This window comes from Paenibacillus taichungensis, assembly GCF_047302525.1.
Classification (GTDB): Bacteria; Bacillota; Bacilli; order Paenibacillales; family Paenibacillaceae; genus Paenibacillus; species Paenibacillus taichungensis_B.
In genome coordinates, this window is sequence record NZ_CP168020.1 from 6,036,208 (window position 1) to 6,053,034 (window position 16,827).

Consider the following 16,827-nt stretch of genomic DNA (forward strand, 5'->3'; position numbering starts at 1 on the left):
GAGAGATAGAGATGCTGTATATGCTTCAACTTGTGATGGGAGTTTTATTGATATTCTCCTTTATTGGTTACATGCAGTTTGTTCGAAAGGCACTATCTATACGTTGGGAGTTCATCCCTGTATTTGTGTTTTCCTCAATAGCATGTATTGTCTTTCTTAGCGGTTTGGCAGGGCAGCTCTACATTGGCAGCCTTGTCCTTCTTCTCGTCGGATTACTATTGTATGGAGGAATGGTGTTTCTCGGAATGCGCCGAGGAGCATCCTTTCGCATTTCTTTTTCCTTATTCCAGTTTTCATTCCTGGCAGGGACGTTCATTTTCTTACTGGTACTCTTCCAAAATCAATTGACGCACTACGATAATTTTTCCCACTGGGCGATTGTCTTGAAGCAGATGCTCAGCACAGATGCTTTTCCGACACCGGATTCGAACCTAATTGATTTTAAAAATTATCCGCTAGGAACTTCATCTTTTATTTATTACGTCTGTCGCTTCATGGGACATTCCCAGTCTGTGATGCTCCTGGCACAAGGTCTGCTGATCTTTTCCTGTTTTTACGCCATGTTTGGCATCGTTTCCGAGAAGAAACGTTTTCTTCTGTATGCGTTTCTCGGACTCGGATTGTCTACACTGTCTTTCTTCAACCTTACGATTCGGATTACCAACCTGCTCGTGGATTTCTTGCTTCCTATCTATGCGCTCGCCATCCTGGCGGTCATATACCAATATCGTCATGATATCAAACGAGCATGCATAATCATGCTCCCGCTTGCAGGTGTGCTGACAGTCATTAAAAGCACAGGCATTATTTTCGCAGCCATCGGCCTGATCTTCCTGGTGTATACATGGCTAAAACACAAACAAAAGTTCAGTTGGAAAACTGCGCTGGCTGTTATTGGCACCATCTGCGGTTCACTGATTCCATACTTCGGCTGGAGCTGGCGAATGGCAACGGTGTTTCAGGGCGTCGATAACAAATTCGATGTAGCCACTTCCGGGATTCAATCCGGCAAAACGGCGGAGCAGATGAATGAGATTCTGTGGCTGTTCTTAAAGTCGAGTACGGATATTACGACACGACCGGTCATCGGTATTGTCATTTTCCAACTTGTAGCGATTGCGGCTTCGGTATTTGCCTATGTAGTACTCAAGAAGAAGTGGAATTTGTGGAAAGCACTGATTGCGCTGGATGTTGTATTGTTACTGTATTATGCAGGCATTCTGGCGCTGTATCTCTTCTCCATGCCGCTGGATGAGGCGATCGTGCTGGCAGGTTTTGAGCGTTATGCTTCGAGTATTGTGGTGCTGTTCGCCGGTGGGCTGGTGCTGTGCTCTGCGATCGACCTGGAGCGTTCATTCCACTATCGGATTGGTGAAGTGCCTGATTATCAAGCCTTCAAGACGGTCGAGACGAAGGGGCATTATCAAAAAGGAATCATCGGCTGTATGGCGATTGCGGCGACTATCCTTTTATCGGAATACAACGGGATTGTCTCGATTGCTAAGACCTACGATACAACGCTCCCTTACAAAATCCATGCGGTTACCGGTGATCGCTGGTATAAAGGTGGTCAGGAGGACAACAACAGATATCTGTTCTACGCCTCGGACAGGGACCAGCAGGTCACGAATTATTACATGCAGTATGTCGGGAAGTATTTCTTGTATGCTCCGCATGTGGACGGGATCGTGTTGTTCTATGAGGATAATATGGATAACCTCCTGAGCGGCTACGATTATCTGGTCGTCGTGGAGACGGATCGTAACGCAAAGTGGCTGCTGAAAAAGCACTATGGCATTGACATGAAAGAAGGGATCTACAAGATTACCCGTTCCGGGGAACAGATCATTCTTACGCTGACTTGAGATCATTAGAGTGGATTCTGATTCGGTCAAAATTCCTGGTATAATGTAAATAGCCTGGAAATGAAGGGACTGAACTATGCGCAGATATCAATATCTTAAACCTAACTATTAAATCCTAATGGAGGTAAAAGTATTGATTACAGAGTTACACACAGAACGTTTACAATTGAGAAAAGTGAAGGTGTCGGATTCTTTGAGCTTGTTCACCGTTTGGTCTGATCCCGAGGTTACTAAATTTATGAATGTTAGTTGTTTTACTGACGTAGAGCAAGCGAAAGAAATGATCAAACTTCTGGATGATCTCTCTCAAGATCGTAAGGCTATTCGTTTCTCCATAATTAAAAAAGAATCCAACGAAATTATAGGTTCATGCGGTTATAATTCTTTGGATTTTGACAACTTAAAAGCAGAAATTGGATATGATATTGCTAAATCATCGTGGGGAAGAGGATATGCTTCAGAGGCGGTCTCTACTTTGGTAGATCATGCATTCTCATCTTTAAAACTGAACCGAGTCGAAGCAAAGGTTGATCCCGAAAATGTGAATTCGATAAAGCTCTTACAAAAGCTCCGTTTCACATTAGAAGGAACATTTAGAGAATATGAACGAGTTGAGGGAACGTTTAACGATCTCCATATGTATTCAAGGTTAGTATCAGATTGATTTGATGTTCCCCCCGGCATAAGAAAGGGATACATGAGTTTTATATAAAGAATATATTCAAAGAGGCCGTTCCGTAGTTGGAGAGGCCTCTTTGTTAATATACAGCGAAACGGATGAGTCACACGTGTCGCGTAGGCGAGTTATTCAATTAGACTTTTCGTTGCGTTATACATCTGTTCGGCGTACTCGTCGACTTCATCTCGGGACATGCGTAAGCGAGCGACAGAAGTACCATATCCAATTTCCTGGTGGCCTTCTTCCAGACCTTTGAAGATTCCATCTGTGAAGTCATCCAACGGTTCTCCATGCGTATGCAAGCCTGCTCCACCCAGATCAGTAATTACTGCCGGAGGAGCGATTTCAATGACCTCTACAGATGTATCCGAAAGCTGGTGTCTCAGACTGATGGTAAAGGAGTGAAGGGCCGCTTTGGTTGCTGAATAGATGGGAGCAATGGCAAACGGCGTGAAGGCCAACCCGGAAGTGACGTTTATAATCGCTGCCTCTTCTTGTGTTGCCAAATATGGAGCGAACAGCATGGATAGATGAAGTGGAGCTTCAATATTCGTTGTAATTTCTTTGTTGAAATAACTCCAATCGTTCTTCCCGTCTGACTTGAGTATATTAAAGCGTTGTTGAATACCGGCATTATTGACCAATACATTTACTTTCGGATAGTTTGTGGTTACCCAATCAAACAATGCGATGCGATCGGATTCAATATTCAGATCATTCACATACGTAATAAGGTCCGGGTGTGTTTCTTTTGCATGTTGAAGTACTGCTTCACGTCGTCCCGTAACAATAACTGTATTTCCAGCTCTTAAGAAGCGTTCTGCAAATGCTAATCCGATCCCAGAGCTTCCGCCGGTAATGAGTACTGTATTTCCTGAAAGTTTCATTGTATTTTCTCTCCTCTTAGTCCTCGTTTTGGTTTCTTTCCTGTATCTGATGGGTGTAACGTGTAATTTTAAAATCAATGCCCTTTAGGGATTCTTGCATTATCGAAATTTCCTCCAGCACCGCTTGCTTATGTTTTTGCATCATATCAAGCCGTGTTTCGAGCGTTCGATTTCCTTCGATGATCCAATCCATATATTGCTTAATCTGACTAATGGGCATATGCGTGTTCTTTAAACAAACAACGGTCTCCAGAAGAGCCATCTGGTTTTCTGAAAATAACCGCCGCCCAGCATCATCACGCTCGATTAAGGGCAGAAGCCCTTTTTTCTCATAATAACGTAAGGTTGATTCTGGAATATTTAATTTGGCTGAAGCTTCGCTAATGGAAAGATACTTCATGTTGGAGACCTCCAAATGGGTGTTAACTCTGTCGACAGGAATAGCATACGACTTAAACTATGGTTTAAGTCAATAAGGTAAATAAATTTCTCTTTTGGATGTAATGAATCTCACGGGTAAAGGGAACTGGAACTCATTAGCGTATTATAGATTTTCATATTGTATAGCTAGTTAAATGAGATACAATGCTATTATAGATAAGGGCATCCCGTTGGATGCCTTTAAATATTGGAATGAAAAGGGCTACATACATACCGAAGGTGTCGACATTAATTTAAAGTGGTGAGTGGATGAAAGAATTGTACAGTCAGGTGAACCGAAAAACATATTATATTTCGATGTTAACTCTCATTGCTCTTATGTTATCTGGATTAATCCTATCGACGACAGAATTAAGCGGAATTACAGTGGGGTATGTTATCCATTTTTCGTGTGTGGCCTTTCTAGCGGTTTGTTTGTTGATCTACCCTAAGCATGAAACCTATGTTTTCAGAAAAATCATCATCCTGTTTGGTTTTGCTTATTTCTATACCCTGTTCTTCTTATATCCAGAGACGTGGACTACGTACATTCTCATTTGTCTGATTCCCTCACTTGCCATTCTATTTTTTGATTTAAAATTGTTTTATTTCTCCATCATTTTGAATGGATTTTTAATTTTGGTCACGTTTGGCTATATCATCCTGATTGATCAAGGTAATATATATTCCTATTTACATCATGACATCATAGGGAACCTCATTAATATTATAGCGAGTCAGGTATTATTATTTCTCATTTTCCATTTGTCCTTTAGTCGTATGAAAAAGCAGCAACTCTATCATGAACAATTACAACAATCGGAGCGTTTAAAGATGATAGCTCATTTGACGGCAGCTGTGGCGCATGAGATTAGAAATCCAGTCACCGTGGTTCGAGGTTTTTTGCAGTTATACAGAGAAGATCCTGCATTTGATGATCCAATCAAAAACAAGTTCAAATTAATGATTGATGAGTTAAATACCGTTGAACAGATTACCTCACAGTTTCTAACCCTTTCCAAACCTAATAGAGATCAGAAGCCAGAAAAAGTGGATGTGAACGATGCTCTTCAGAGCGTAACAGGTCTGGTCCGTTCCTATGCGATGTTATCTGATAATCAGATGAATATCGAGGCAGAGGAGGATTGCTTCATATTTATTAATCCAATTGAGTTTAAGCAGTTGATGATGAATTTAATTAAAAACGCTCTGGAAGCTTCGAATATGGGTAAGCCCGTCGCTGTCATTGCTAAGAGAAATCAACATTATATCGAGATCAAAATCATTGATGAAGGGAGCGGAATGTCAGAGGATGAGGTGAAGCCGCTCGGGACGCCGTTTTATTCATTAAAAAGTAATGGCACCGGATTAGGATTAATGATCTGTTTTAATATTGTAGAAAAATATGAAGGGGAAATTAATTATGAGAGTAAGAAAGGTGTAGGGACGACCGTTACAATTCGCTTCTTGGCTACCGATGGGGAGTAAAGGAAGTTTGAAGGGTCTTATGTTAAAACCTTACGATAAATGAAGGGCAAGTTAGCGTCAGTCGTGACAACGGCGCTAACTTGCCCTTTTGAGGTTAGAGATCAGTTTGGTTTAAATCCTATTAGGAAGTTACTTCATGAATCACATGATATCGTCCTTTGGGTACGACCATCGGAGATCCCGAGATCGGGTCATCAATTACCGTGCAATCCAGGCCGAAGATGTCTTTGACCCGTGTGCTTGTAATGACCTCTGCCGGTACGCCTTCAGCGACCAATTTACCTGTATGAAGTGCGAAGATATGGTCTGCATAACGTGCGGACAAGTTGATGTCATGAAGGACCATGACGATCGTTGTTCCGTGTTTCCGATTAAGCTCCGTGAGCAGATCAAGAATCTCGACTTGATAGGTAATATCCAAAAAGGTTGTCGGTTCATCGAGAAACAGGATGTCCGTTTGTTGCGCCAGGGCCATAGCAATCCAGACACGTTGTCGTTGGCCGCCTGAGAGCTCGTCAATATTATGATTGGCAAACTCGGTGATATTCATGATGGTCATTGCTTCGGCAACGGCCTCGTAATCCTTTTTGGTCCAGCCACTGAACAAGGATTGGTGCGGAAATCGTCCTCTGCCGACCAGATCTGCTACAGAGATCCCTTCCGGGACAATGGGAGACTGGGGTAGCAGCCCCACCACACGAGCCAATTGCTTGGGTGGGATTTTGGATAGGGGCTTACCGTTTAAAGTGACCTTACCGGATATGGGCTTGATGAGCCTGGCCATCGTTTTAAGGAGCGTAGACTTTCCGCATCCGTTCGATCCAATAATAACGCTTATCTTATGACTGGGGATGACTAGGTCCACACCATGTATAATCGTTTTGTTCTCATAGCCTGCGACCAGTTGTTCGGCTTGAAAAACATGTGTTGCTTTCATTATAGTTCCCCCTTTCGATTCATTCGGATTAACAGGAAGATCAGATAAGGCGCTCCGAGTAATCCGGTAATGATGCCTACGGGGAATCTGTACTCAAAAGCAAATTGTCCGATGAGATCGGATGCCAGGACAAGGTTGACGCCAACAAGACCTGCTGGAATGATGTTGGATGAGCCAACACCGACGAGTCTTTTTGCAATGGGGCCCGAAAGGAATGAGACAAAAGCGATCGGACCTGTGGTAGCCGTAGCAATCGCAACCATACAAACAGAACTTATAATAAGTGCAATTCTGGTCTTGTCCGTGTCTACGCCCAGGGAAAATGCCGATTGTTCTCCAAGCTCCAATATGCTGAGATGTTTGCCCAGCAAGATGATGATCGGCGAACAGATGATGACGGTGATCACAAGAGGCGGAAGCTCGTGCATCTGTGAACCGTTAAGACTACCTGTGAGCCATCTGAGCGCTGAGGGAACATCCTTTTCAGAACTAACCAGTAGAAGATAAGAGATAACAGCATCAAGCATCGCTTGTATACCTATCCCGATCAGGATCAATCGCCCGATTGAAAATACCTTTCCTCTGGAAAGTACATAAATGAACAGAACTGTGATCAGACCTGCAATTACCGCAGCGAAGGACACGACGGCTCCACTTGCATGAAGAATGACGATGCAAAAAACAGCAGCAGCACTTGAACCAGATGTAATCCCGATGACATTGGGGTTTGCGAGGGGATTCCGCAACATGGTCTGGAACGTGTAACCTGCAATACCGAACGCAAATCCGGCAAACAGACCGGTCAGCATTCTTGGTAAACGAATGGTACTCACGGCAAAAGAGACACCCTTGATTTTTTCACCTGAGAGGGCTTGAATAACGTCCTTAACCGGATATATTGTATTTCCTAATAAAAGCATGGCGCAGCATAGAATGCATGCCAGTACTGCAAGGAGACTGGTGACAAGGATCCATCGGCGGCGTCTTTGACGTCTGCCCGCCATAATAAATTCAATAGAATGATTGGTCATAATGAACGCACTTTCGATCGCATAGCTAGAATAATGAGAATGGGAGCACCTATAAATGCTGTCACTACGCCGACTTCAAGCTCGCCAGGATTGCTGATGAGCCTGCCACCTACGTCGGAGATCGTCAGAATGATGGCTCCGGCAATGGCTGACATCGGAATAACAAAGCGTAAATCAGGCCCAATAATAAGGCGTATGACGTGAGTGGATAACAATCCGATAAAACCAATAGGCCCAGCCAGAGCGGTAGCCGCTCCGCATAACAGTACACCTGCAAGCGCGGAAATAAGCCTCAGTGTTCCGGTTCGAACGCCCAATCCCGTAGCCACATCATCTCCCAGCGCTAACGCATTGAGTGCCGGGGCGGTAACAAATGCAATGAGAATTCCGATGATCAGAAATGGAATGAATGTGCCGATCCCACTCCATGTTGCCGATCCGACACTTCCCACTTGCCAAAACCTGAATTGGTCCATGACATACGAGCGGGGAATCATGATCGCGGTGACCAGAGAAGAAAGAGCAGCGCTTACAGCAGCTCCGGCCAAAACAAGCTTAATGGGCGTGGCGCCGCCACGCCCCATAGAGCCGATTCCGAATACAAACACTGCAGTAATCGCAGCCCCAGCCAAAGCCAGCCATATATATTGCCCCGCGCTGCTGATATTCAGGAACGCAATGCCGCATACCACAAACAAAGATGCGCCTGTGTTAACACCCAATATACTTGGGTCAGCAAGCGGGTTGCGTGTGACGGCTTGCATAATCGCTCCCGATACCCCGAGTGCCACCCCACATAATAAACTGAAGACGGTTCGGGAAATCCGCTTGCGCACGATGTTTGCCCCATAGGAGTCTACTTCCGGGTGAAATAATCCGTCGATTAGTTCATGAAACCCCACTGGCCGAGAACCGAGGACCAGTGAAGCTACTACGCTTACAATGAGCAGGATAAAACAGATGACCAGAACCAGCCCGAAATTCTTCGGGATATTCAAGCGTGGTTGATTGTTATTCGGAATCGATGAACTATTCATTTACTTTATCAATAGCACCGCCGATTAGTTTCAGATAATCATCAATAGTATAAGAAATAGACAGTGGGTTTGGCGTTCCAGCAGCAACCAAAGGTGTATCTGCTTCGATGAATGCTACTGAACCTCGTTTAACTGCTGGAATTTTACCCAGAAGTGGATCAGCCTGAAGGGCTTTCAACAACTCGGCATTTCCATATCCAACAAGGATATCCGCATCATTAAGGGCTTCGGCATTCTCAGCACTTAAACTTAGGGAGTAGCTGTTAGGGTCTGTAATTTGGCTGGTGATGCTTTCTGGAACAACTAGTCCCAACTCATTCAGGAATGAGACGCGAGAGTCTACAGGTGTATAAATGTGCAGTTTAGACATATCTTCAGCTGAGAAGTTTACCCAAACCACTTTTTTGTCTTTAATCTGAGGGTAGGCGCTTACTTTTTCATTAATCATGGCTTCAGTGTCTTTAATCAGTTGCTCACCTTCAGTTTTCATGCCCATACCTTCGGAATTGAGGAGAACTTGTTCACGCCAAGTTGTTGCCCAAGGAGCAGTTGGATAAGCTACAACTGGAGCAATCTCACTAAGAAGATCGTAGTCTTCCTGGGTAATACCGGAGTAAGCTGCAAGAATGACATCCGGGTTGGAATCGGAAATGGCTTCGAAATCAAGACCGTCTGTGTCCTTGAAGACATTCGGGTCTGTTACGCCGAGATCTTCGAGTTTTTTCGCAGTCCAAGGCAGCAGTCCGCTGTCATCCTGAACGCCGAAGTTTGCCGCCGAGAAGCCTACAGGGACTTGTCCAAGAGCGAGAACGACATCATGGTTAGCCCATTGAACCGTAGCTACACGCTCAGGCTTTTTCTCAATAACGGTTTCTCCCAAAGCGTGCTTGATGGTCATCGGATATTCGGTATTCTCATCTTGAGTGGCTGGAGTTTCAGTAGTCTCGGTAGTTGCTGAATCACTCGCAGCCGGACTCGCTGCAGGAGTTGCTGGCTTGCTTCCACAACCTACCAGGGCCAGGATCAGCACTACCGAAATGAGTAGTGTCATTAAAGAGAGCTTTCTTTTCGTGTTCATGTGTTTCCCCTTTCTAATCTGTAATATATTTGTTGAATCTGACTTTCTGGCTGTGCAAACTCATCAAAGTAAATGAATATAAAACGTTTTACATATGAGAATGATTATCAACATCAACAAATATATCTTTATTTGAAAGGGAGTGTCAATGAAAAATTTGTAAATGATAGACTCCGGATAAGGATAGATTTATTCATAAAACAAGCGAATATCGATGGAAAAGTGCGGTTTCACGACTCGAAATAATTGACATAATATTCCTTAACAAATATAGTGTATCTAATTACTTTGCAATTAAATGCAACGAAGAGGACAAGTAGATACGGAAATACCATTCAGAGAACTGCCGGTTGGTGCGAGGCAGTAGGTATCCGAATCAAAAATCGCCTCAGAGCAGGCCTCCGAAATAATAGTAGACGGGCCCGGTATTCTACCGTTATATAGAAGCATCGTTGTTGGACGGTGGCAGAGAGGGTGTATTCATTCATACACCAATCAGGGTGGTAACGCGGAATAGACTCCGTCCCTAATGGGATGGGTTTTTTTGTGTTTTTTATGAATCGAGGAGGAATGGGTATGTGGCAAAAGTTTGGTGTAAAAGATCGAGTACTGCGTCAGAATATGTTTATGGCCGATGAAGTTCAGTACAATCTTATTCATCGTATCTGCGAGTCAGAGCGTTCAACCTGTCTAAAAGCATCTAATGAAACAATGATCTTTGCCCAGTCAGAAGGGCACAACGCTTGGTTGTGGATTTCCAAAGAACTTGCAGCTGAACCAAAGAACAAGCTCTTGCAAGAACTTTTAGAATTTCTCAAGGGAACTGAACTGCCGGGTATATCAGGAGATCGGACGACTGTTGAACACTTTGCTGAGGTATATTCAGAGTCTAGTGGGCTTCAATACGTTCCTTATATGATTATGGAATCCTACGTTTGTTCTGAGGTAAAGAAGCCAGTTCATGTAGAAGGGACACTGCACCTAGCTACGAAACATCATTTGGAGACAGTGGCGGAATTTTTAGCTGGTTTCTCAGAAGGAGCTTATGGAGTCAAAGTTGAACCGTCTAGTCAAATATCAGCAGCAGAGTTGATCATAGAAACAGGCAATTTGTATCTATGGCTAGTAGATGGTTACCCTGTATCTATGGCTAATATTGCACATCGCTCTCCAAGACATGCGAGAATTAATGCAGTATATACACCGTCTGCCTTTCGTAAGAATGGATATGCAAGTGCAGTTGTAGCAGAATTATGCACTATCCTCATAGCAGAGGGTTTAGATCCAATGCTATATGCCGATTTGAAGAACCCTGATGCAAATAAGGTTTATCAAAATATAGGTTTTGTTGAAAGTGGTCAAGTGGCTGACATTAAATTCAAATAGGAGAAAAGCGGTATAGGGCATGACTTCACTGAGAATCAATTATAGGCATGTAAGTGGTTATTATATGATGTTTTGAAGTTTATTTGAACAAAATAGCTATATTACTTGCCTACTATGCCAGGATTAGAGGATATGATCGCTTCGGAAGTCTCCCAAAGTCGGGGCAGGAATTTGGTAACGTCATCGGCGCGACTGAAAAAGTCGTTGGTAGAAGCGATGCCGAGATCAGCGATAGCTGCTTCAAAGGCAGGAGTGAGTGTTTCTTGTATCTCAGGAGGAGCGTCCGCGGTCAGAATTTTATGGCAGCGAGCAAAAGTTGCGACGATCCAGAATACCGCTTCGCGATGGTATCCGGATTGTATGAGTTCACGACTACCATCGATTGCAATCGGACGGGCAGTAGTGGTGATGTCGGAGCTGAAAAAGAAAGGTGTCCTCGCTGCTGCTGCAGCTATGTCAAATGTTCGGGCGAGTTCTCCAAGGTGATATTCGACGCGCTGAGCAGTCAGGTGAGCACAGCCGAGCAGCTCCAGCAGATTTTCGTACAGATCGGTGTAGCCGTATTCTTTAAGCACCTCATGTGTAGCTAGGTAGCGGCGGCGCACAGTTGGATTACGAAGCGCTGCAACGAGTAACACATGTGTGGTCACTCCAGTCGGGAACAACCAAGCTGTTACCTTGTCATGCATTGGCGCATCGGCATCTATTTCCCGTAGCCCGTTTTCGATTCTTTGCCGAGCGTTTTCGCATCGGCGTTGTACCCACACCTGCTTGGCAAAATGGTGAGATACCTCATTTTGAAGTCTGCCTAGATGTCCGGTGGGATCAGCAATGATCGTGTCCACACGAAAGCTGCCTGCCAGATGATAGGATGACAGAACCTCTTGGGCTGAGGCGATCTGGTCCCAAGATAGGTACGTGACTTCGACCAAAGCACCACGGTAGAGGAACTTCCCAAGCTTTAGCGGGGGCGCGGTTTCTTCCGTAATGACCACAACATCGATGTCGGAGGTAGCTGACAACTCTTTATCATCAGGCAAGTCTATCGTTGAACCACTGAAATAGGCCCCTTTGAATCCCTTCTCCTTGCTGGCATGCTCCATAACCCACTCATACGCTGCTTTTCGTGCGGACCCGACTTTCATGGATACCATCCTCCACTTCGCTCAAGTTTTAAATACGTATGTATTGCCGCCTGACTTACCTCTAAATATGCTACCTATATACTTAGTATACAAAGAGTGACAGAGTTAAAAGAACCCCTTGCAAGCATTTCCCCGTTGGTGCTGGCGGACAAGCCGGAATAAATACGAGTTAACTTGCAATGATACCTTTAGCCTTCGTTAAAGCAATCGAGGTTCTTTTGCGTGTACCTCCTGATTTTTAATAGCGAGCAAGCCACTGTCTGCAAACCTCGATGCCGTGTTGAACGGGAGTTGGGGGTTTGCTATAATTCACACAGGACGCAACGAAGAAGGGAGCCCTGTACGATGAAAAAGGCCAAACATACCTGTCCCTCCAATAGCAAGGCATTCGGCTTGGCATTGCAGGCCCTTGTGTTCATGTCGGATAGTCCTAACCGCTATCCAAGTAACAATATCGCCGATCATTTATGCTCAGAAGCAACATTGATTCGCCGAATATTGGCGAAACTCGCTCAGGAGAACATTCTGGAGGTTCGTGAAGGACGAGATGGAGGTTATCGCATGAAGCAGCCGCCGGAATCCGTGACATTGGCCGATATATATCTGGCGCTTCAGACCGAGGCATCGCTGTGTGAAGGAATGCTGGATTCCACAGGCGATCACTCATTTGGCATCCAGATGCATGATATGTTCAACGATATTACGGGGGAAATTAATCATAGTGTGTTGGAAATCCTGCGAAAATACACCATTGCCGACATGGCCAACAGGATGAGTCCGATAATGGAGAATTGACAACATACCCATCCACATATATACTGTGCTTATATTAGCACAGTTAAGTGGTTCATTTTTTTACCCTTAACTGTGTTAAATAATACACAGTATATATATGGGAGGCAAAATGGGATGGAGAGCGTAAAACAAGAGCAAAGCTTCATGGAAGTGGTAAAGGAAAGACGTTCTGTACGGCATTACGATCCTGCGTTCAACATTTCAGAGCAGGAATTGAAAGATATTTTGACTGAAGCAGCCCTTGCTCCGTCTGGCGCGAATATGCAGCCATGGAAATTCATTGTCTTTAATGATCAGGCTCTGAAAGAACAATTGCTTCCCATCGCGAATAACCAGCAGCAGGTGGTAGATGCCTCGGCCGTTATTGCGGTGCTGGGGGATTTGGAATACATTAAGCAGGTTGACTCTGTTTATGACGCTTCTGTAGAAGCTGGTTATATGACGAAGGAAGTTAAGGATTCGTTGGTTACCAACATGAAGGGAATGCTGGGAAGCATGGATTCTCAATATATCAAGGATGGCGTAATGTTTGACTGTGGTCTATTATCGATGCAGTTCATGCTCGCCGCCAAAGCGCGTGGTTATGATACCGTTCCAATGGCTGGATACGATAAAAATAAATTCATTGAAGCGTTCGATATTCCCGATCGTTATGTTCCAACCATTCTTATTTCCATCGGCAAAGCCTCGCAACCGGGGCATCCGACGACTCGACTGCCCATTGACGATCTGACGTTCTGGAATGGTATCACAAAATAATGGAGCCCGCTCCATTGGGAGAGATACTCCCTATGAGTTAGTTCCTGTTCTAGCTAAAAAGAATGACTAAAGCAAAACATCTTAGGCTGCCATTACGGCAGCCTTTTCGTATTTCAGCAAGAACATGCCGACCGCAGACAAAGGGGGGGTGGTTGAGGCTGCGATTTCCCCTTTTATGGAGCAATTCACATCACCCAAACCTTAGTCCCAATACTATTCCAACTCAATCTCTTTTACTGTCTCTCCCTCAACCAGCACTGGCTGGTAGTAGGTGTTGGTGGGCAGATCCTTTTTGCCTTGCAGTTTCTTGATGACCCAATCCGCTGCGTCGCGGCCCATTTGCTCTTGGGGATGGGTTAACGTCGTGAGTTTGATGTTGGCATTCTTGGCGATGTATGAATTGTCCTGGCCGATAATGGATAGCTCGTCTGGAATGGAAATGCCCAGCTTTCTACATGCATGTACGACTTCTAGCCCCACCTCATCGTTGTAACAGACAAGGGATGTCAGCGCATCTCTGTTTTCCTCCAGAAACACTTCCAGGTTAGTGGAGAGGTTCGGCTTCGATGCCGTATCGAACGAAAGCACTTGCTCGGGATGAAACCGCAACTTGGCTTCGCCCAGCGCTTTGATATATCCCTTCATCCGATACTTCCCTTGTAAATCATCCATTTTTGCGATAATGCCGATCTGGCTATGTCCTTTGGCGATCAGTTCCCGGGTAGCTAGATAGCTGGACTGCACGTCATCCAGACAGAAGAAAGGCACCTCGAGCTCTTCATAAAAGGCATTGATCATTGTAAACGGTACATCCTGCTCTTTAAAGGAAAGGTAATACGCAATGTTGGGATTATACAAATTACTCTTGGTCGGTTCGACGATTAGGCCATCCACACCGTAGGACAGCATCATTTCGAGTGCCTTTTTCTCTTGTGCAACGTCGTTATTGGTGCTGGCTAACAGCAACGAATAATTGTCCTCATTCAACCGACCTTCAATGCCGCGAATGATGGAGGGGAAGATGTAATCGGAGATGTACGTCGTGATGACGCCGATTGTTTTTTTCATCGTGTTGCCGCCGGTTCTGGATCGATACAGATTGCTTACATAGGTGCCGGAACCTTTCTCACTTCTCAAAAAGCCCTCGTTCGATAGCTCCAAAATGGCCTTGCGCACCGTCTGGCGGCTCACGTTGTAGCTGTCCTGCAGTGCGGATTCGGTAGGGATTTGTTCGCCTACGCTATAGGTTCCCGATAGGATATTGCTTTTGATATCGTCAATGATGACCTGATACTTTGGCTTCACGCAGTCCACTTCTTTCATCGTTACTTATCTATAAAAAAACATCGTCATATCCATAGTTGTACGTACATATTTTATCATGAATCGAACCGAATGGAAATAAAGCAGCCAGTTTCACAAAATAAACCGTACAAATCACGTCTTGAAATAGAGATGTGTACCTTACAACATAACCTTTTGAGCACAGAAATTAGATCGTTTAGACGTTATATCTTAACTAATGTAAGTATAACTATTATATATTATTGACAAATGTACGTACAAAAAATATACTAAGGCTGTCAGAAAAGGAAAGCGCATTCTTTTCAATGAACCGAAATATGAATCTATTTTAATCAGCTTTAAGCCAAAACTATTTTTACTTTTACCTACTGTGGTCAGAGAGGGGACTACGTGATCATGAGTCATGTGGATATGAAAGAAGCGATTACCAAGGGAGCCACTTCACTAGGCATCGAATTTGGATCGACGCGGATCAAGGCGGTGTTGATTGACGAACGTTTTGAGACTATTGCGTCAGGCAGTTATGAATGGGAGAACCTCCTGAAAGACGGATATTGGACGTACAACCAGGAGGATATCATCACAGGTCTTCAGACTGCGTATCGTGAAATGAAGCAAGACGTAGAGCGGAAATACGGAATCACGCTGCAAACGGTAGGCTCCATCGGATTCTCCGCCATGATGCATGGATATATCGCACTGGATAGCGCGGGAGAACTGCTGGTACCATTCCGGACGTGGCGTAATGCGACTACTGGGAAGGCTGCGAGGGAGCTGACGGATCTTCTGCAGTTCAATATCCCGGAACGCTGGAGCATCGCTCACTTGTACCAAGCGATCTTGAACGAAGAGGTCCATGTGCCTCGCATCGACCACCTGACAACCTTGGCTGGTTACATACACTTGCTGCTGACGGGTAATAAAGCCATCGGTATCGGCGACGCCTCGGGCATTTTCCCAATCGACGAGTCTACGCATAATTATCACCCGTCCATGATCAAGCAGTTCGATGAACTGATCACAAGTAAAGGTTATCCGTGGAAGGTCGAGGACCTTCTTCCCAAGGTGTATCGCGCAGGTGAGAATGCTGGTGAGTTAACCGAAGCGGGAGCCAAGCTACTCGATCCTTCGAATGATTTGCAGTCAGGCATTCCACTCTGTCCGCCAGAAGGTGATGCCGGAACGGGCATGGTAGCAACGAATAGCGTGAGGAAGCGTACGGGCAACATCTCCGTCGGCACCTCCGTGTTCGCGATGATCGTCTTGGAGAAGGAATTGTCCAAAGTGTATCCCGAGATCGATATGGTTACGACGCCAGACGGCAGTCCGGTAGGCATGGTGCATGCCAACAACTGCTCCAGTGACATCAACGCCTGGCTTGGATTATTCCGTGAATTTTCCGAGGCGATGGGATACGAAGTCGACACCGGTAAATTGTTCAGCGTGATGTTCAATAAGGCTTTGGAAGCTGACCCGGATGGTGGCGGTTTGCTGAGCTACGGTTATTACTCGGGTGAAAACATTACGGGCATCGATAAAGGCCGTCCATTGTTCGTCCGCTCACCGGAAAGCAACTTCAATCTGGCGAACTTCATGCGTACACATCTGTTCACCGCTTTTGGTGCCCTCAAGCTTGGCATGGACATTTTGACGAAGAACGAGCATGTGGCGATTGACAGCATCTTGGCTCATGGTGGTCTGTTCAAAACTCCTGTCGTCGGACAGCGGATCGTAGCCGCAGCGATGAACGTGCCAGTGTCAGTTATGTCTACAGCGGGTGAAGGCGGCGCATGGGGTATGGCGCTTCTGGCCTCGTACATGATCAACAAGGATCAGCAGGAGAGTCTGGATGTGTTCCTAGAGCAGAAGGTTTTTAGCGATGTCCAGGGTGAGGAAGTTACGCCGGATGCATCGGATGTCAAAGGTTTTGAAGCATTTATCGAACGTTATCGGAAGGGCCTCGCGATTGAGCAGGCGGCGGTAGATCATCTGGTAGAGAACGGGAGGGACTAACA

15 protein-coding genes and 1 other annotated feature are annotated in these 16,827 nt (G+C 45.2%); of the genes, 7 read left to right on the forward strand and 8 right to left on the reverse strand.

Going from position 1 to position 16,827, the window contains the following annotated elements; translation table 11 throughout:
* Positions 1–11: 11 nt before the first annotated feature.
* Together ACDJ58_RS27480 and ACDJ58_RS27485 are read left to right on the forward strand one after the other, a co-directional pair.
* Positions 12–1,865 (forward strand): hypothetical protein, encoded by a 1,854-nt coding sequence (locus tag ACDJ58_RS27480; protein WP_413373927.1) that lies wholly within the window; start codon positions 12–14, stop codon positions 1,863–1,865.
* 133 nt (positions 1,866–1,998) lie between these two features.
* A complete protein-coding gene (locus tag ACDJ58_RS27485) occupies positions 1,999–2,529 on the forward strand; it encodes a GNAT family N-acetyltransferase (protein WP_413373928.1) in 531 nt (176 codons plus the stop codon).
* A 140-nt stretch (positions 2,530–2,669) separates the two neighbouring features.
* Here ACDJ58_RS27485 and ACDJ58_RS27490 read toward each other — a convergent pair whose 3' ends face one another.
* Both ACDJ58_RS27490 and ACDJ58_RS27495 read right to left on the reverse strand, forming a co-directional pair.
* Positions 2,670–3,431 carry an SDR family oxidoreductase gene (locus ACDJ58_RS27490; RefSeq protein WP_413373929.1) on the reverse strand — a complete coding sequence of 254 codons (762 nt, stop codon included), beginning with the start codon at positions 3,429–3,431 and terminating at the stop codon, positions 2,670–2,672.
* Positions 3,432–3,447: 16 nt separating this feature from the next.
* Positions 3,448–3,831: a MerR family transcriptional regulator gene (locus ACDJ58_RS27495; RefSeq protein WP_413373930.1), complete on the reverse strand. Its 384-nt coding sequence runs from the start codon at positions 3,829–3,831 to the stop codon at positions 3,448–3,450.
* A gap of 290 nt (positions 3,832–4,121) precedes the next feature.
* On the opposite strand from ACDJ58_RS27495, the gene ACDJ58_RS27500 reads away from it, so the two are divergent.
* Positions 4,122–5,339, forward strand: coding sequence for an ATP-binding protein (locus ACDJ58_RS27500; RefSeq protein WP_413373931.1), 1,218 nt, complete (start codon positions 4,122–4,124; stop codon positions 5,337–5,339).
* A 121-nt stretch (positions 5,340–5,460) separates the two neighbouring features.
* Here ACDJ58_RS27500 and ACDJ58_RS27505 read toward each other — a convergent pair whose 3' ends face one another.
* The 4 genes from ACDJ58_RS27505 to ACDJ58_RS27520 are packed head-to-tail and all read right to left on the reverse strand — an operon-like array spanning position 5,461 to position 9,422.
* A complete protein-coding gene (locus tag ACDJ58_RS27505; RefSeq protein ID WP_413373932.1) occupies positions 5,461–6,276 on the reverse strand; it encodes an ABC transporter ATP-binding protein in 816 nt (271 codons plus the stop codon).
* Entirely contained in the window at positions 6,276–7,307 is a 1,032-nt protein-coding gene (locus ACDJ58_RS27510; protein WP_413373933.1) for a FecCD family ABC transporter permease, read from the reverse strand. Before ACDJ58_RS27510 ends, ACDJ58_RS27505 begins: the two co-directional genes overlap by 1 nt.
* Entirely contained in the window at positions 7,304–8,344 is a 1,041-nt protein-coding gene (locus ACDJ58_RS27515; protein WP_413373934.1) for a FecCD family ABC transporter permease, read from the reverse strand. The genes ACDJ58_RS27510 and ACDJ58_RS27515 overlap by 4 nt, the downstream gene beginning before the upstream one ends.
* A complete protein-coding gene (locus tag ACDJ58_RS27520; RefSeq protein ID WP_413373935.1) occupies positions 8,337–9,422 on the reverse strand; it encodes an iron-siderophore ABC transporter substrate-binding protein in 1,086 nt (361 codons plus the stop codon). Before ACDJ58_RS27520 ends, ACDJ58_RS27515 begins: the two co-directional genes overlap by 8 nt.
* 294 nt (positions 9,423–9,716) lie before the next feature.
* Positions 9,717–9,953 (forward strand) — a binding site (T-box leader).
* A gap of 45 nt (positions 9,954–9,998) precedes the next feature.
* Here ACDJ58_RS27520 and ACDJ58_RS27525 point away from each other — a divergent pair.
* Positions 9,999–10,808, forward strand: coding sequence for a GNAT family N-acetyltransferase (locus ACDJ58_RS27525; RefSeq protein ID WP_413373936.1), 810 nt, complete (start codon positions 9,999–10,001; stop codon positions 10,806–10,808).
* A 101-nt stretch (positions 10,809–10,909) separates the two neighbouring features.
* Here the strand turns inward: ACDJ58_RS27525 and ACDJ58_RS27530 are convergent, their stop codons facing one another.
* Positions 10,910–11,953: a hypothetical protein gene (locus ACDJ58_RS27530; RefSeq protein WP_413373937.1), complete on the reverse strand. Its 1,044-nt coding sequence runs from the start codon at positions 11,951–11,953 to the stop codon at positions 10,910–10,912.
* A gap of 345 nt (positions 11,954–12,298) precedes the next feature.
* On the opposite strand from ACDJ58_RS27530, the gene ACDJ58_RS27535 reads away from it, so the two are divergent.
* Together ACDJ58_RS27535 and ACDJ58_RS27540 are read left to right on the forward strand one after the other, a co-directional pair.
* Positions 12,299–12,748, forward strand: a complete 450-nt coding sequence (locus tag ACDJ58_RS27535) for an RrF2 family transcriptional regulator (protein WP_413373938.1) — start codon at positions 12,299–12,301, stop codon at positions 12,746–12,748.
* A gap of 114 nt (positions 12,749–12,862) precedes the next feature.
* A complete protein-coding gene (locus ACDJ58_RS27540; protein WP_413373939.1) occupies positions 12,863–13,507 on the forward strand; it encodes a nitroreductase family protein in 645 nt (214 codons plus the stop codon).
* 213 nt (positions 13,508–13,720) lie between these two features.
* On the opposite strand, the gene ACDJ58_RS27545 is transcribed toward ACDJ58_RS27540, so the two are convergent.
* Complete coding sequence (locus ACDJ58_RS27545) at positions 13,721–14,812, reverse strand: GntR family transcriptional regulator (protein ID WP_053782465.1); 1,092 nt, start codon at positions 14,810–14,812, stop codon at positions 13,721–13,723.
* A gap of 396 nt (positions 14,813–15,208) precedes the next feature.
* Here ACDJ58_RS27545 and ACDJ58_RS27550 point away from each other — a divergent pair, with 396 nt between their 5' ends.
* Positions 15,209–16,825 carry a xylulokinase gene (locus ACDJ58_RS27550; protein WP_413373940.1) on the forward strand — a complete coding sequence of 539 codons (1,617 nt, stop codon included), beginning with the start codon at positions 15,209–15,211 and terminating at the stop codon, positions 16,823–16,825.
* Positions 16,826–16,827 lie beyond the last annotated feature (2 nt).

What these genes read in the sequence shown, in the direction of transcription:
- ACDJ58_RS27480 (WP_413373927.1), top strand. Translation starts at nt 12, where the DNA reads ATGCTGTATATGCTTCAACTTGTGATGGGAGTTTTATTGATATTCTCC.
- ACDJ58_RS27490 (WP_413373929.1), bottom strand. Translation starts at nt 3,431, where the DNA reads ATGAAACTTTCAGGAAATACAGTACTCATTACCGGCGGAAGCTCTGGG.
- ACDJ58_RS27495 (WP_413373930.1), bottom strand. Translation starts at nt 3,831, where the DNA reads ATGAAGTATCTTTCCATTAGCGAAGCTTCAGCCAAATTAAATATTCCA.
- ACDJ58_RS27500 (WP_413373931.1), top strand. Translation starts at nt 4,122, where the DNA reads ATGAAAGAATTGTACAGTCAGGTGAACCGAAAAACATATTATATTTCG.
- ACDJ58_RS27505 (WP_413373932.1), bottom strand. Translation starts at nt 6,276, where the DNA reads ATGAAAGCAACACATGTTTTTCAAGCCGAACAACTGGTCGCAGGCTAT.
- ACDJ58_RS27510 (WP_413373933.1), bottom strand. Translation starts at nt 7,307, where the DNA reads ATGACCAATCATTCTATTGAATTTATTATGGCGGGCAGACGTCAAAGA.
- ACDJ58_RS27515 (WP_413373934.1), bottom strand. Translation starts at nt 8,344, where the DNA reads ATGAATAGTTCATCGATTCCGAATAACAATCAACCACGCTTGAATATC.
- ACDJ58_RS27520 (WP_413373935.1), bottom strand. Translation starts at nt 9,422, where the DNA reads ATGAACACGAAAAGAAAGCTCTCTTTAATGACACTACTCATTTCGGTA.
- ACDJ58_RS27525 (WP_413373936.1), top strand. Translation starts at nt 9,999, where the DNA reads ATGTGGCAAAAGTTTGGTGTAAAAGATCGAGTACTGCGTCAGAATATG.
- ACDJ58_RS27530 (WP_413373937.1), bottom strand. Translation starts at nt 11,953, where the DNA reads ATGAAAGTCGGGTCCGCACGAAAAGCAGCGTATGAGTGGGTTATGGAG.
- ACDJ58_RS27535 (WP_413373938.1), top strand. Translation starts at nt 12,299, where the DNA reads ATGAAAAAGGCCAAACATACCTGTCCCTCCAATAGCAAGGCATTCGGC.
- ACDJ58_RS27540 (WP_413373939.1), top strand. Translation starts at nt 12,863, where the DNA reads ATGGAGAGCGTAAAACAAGAGCAAAGCTTCATGGAAGTGGTAAAGGAA.
- ACDJ58_RS27550 (WP_413373940.1), top strand. Translation starts at nt 15,209, where the DNA reads ATGAGTCATGTGGATATGAAAGAAGCGATTACCAAGGGAGCCACTTCA.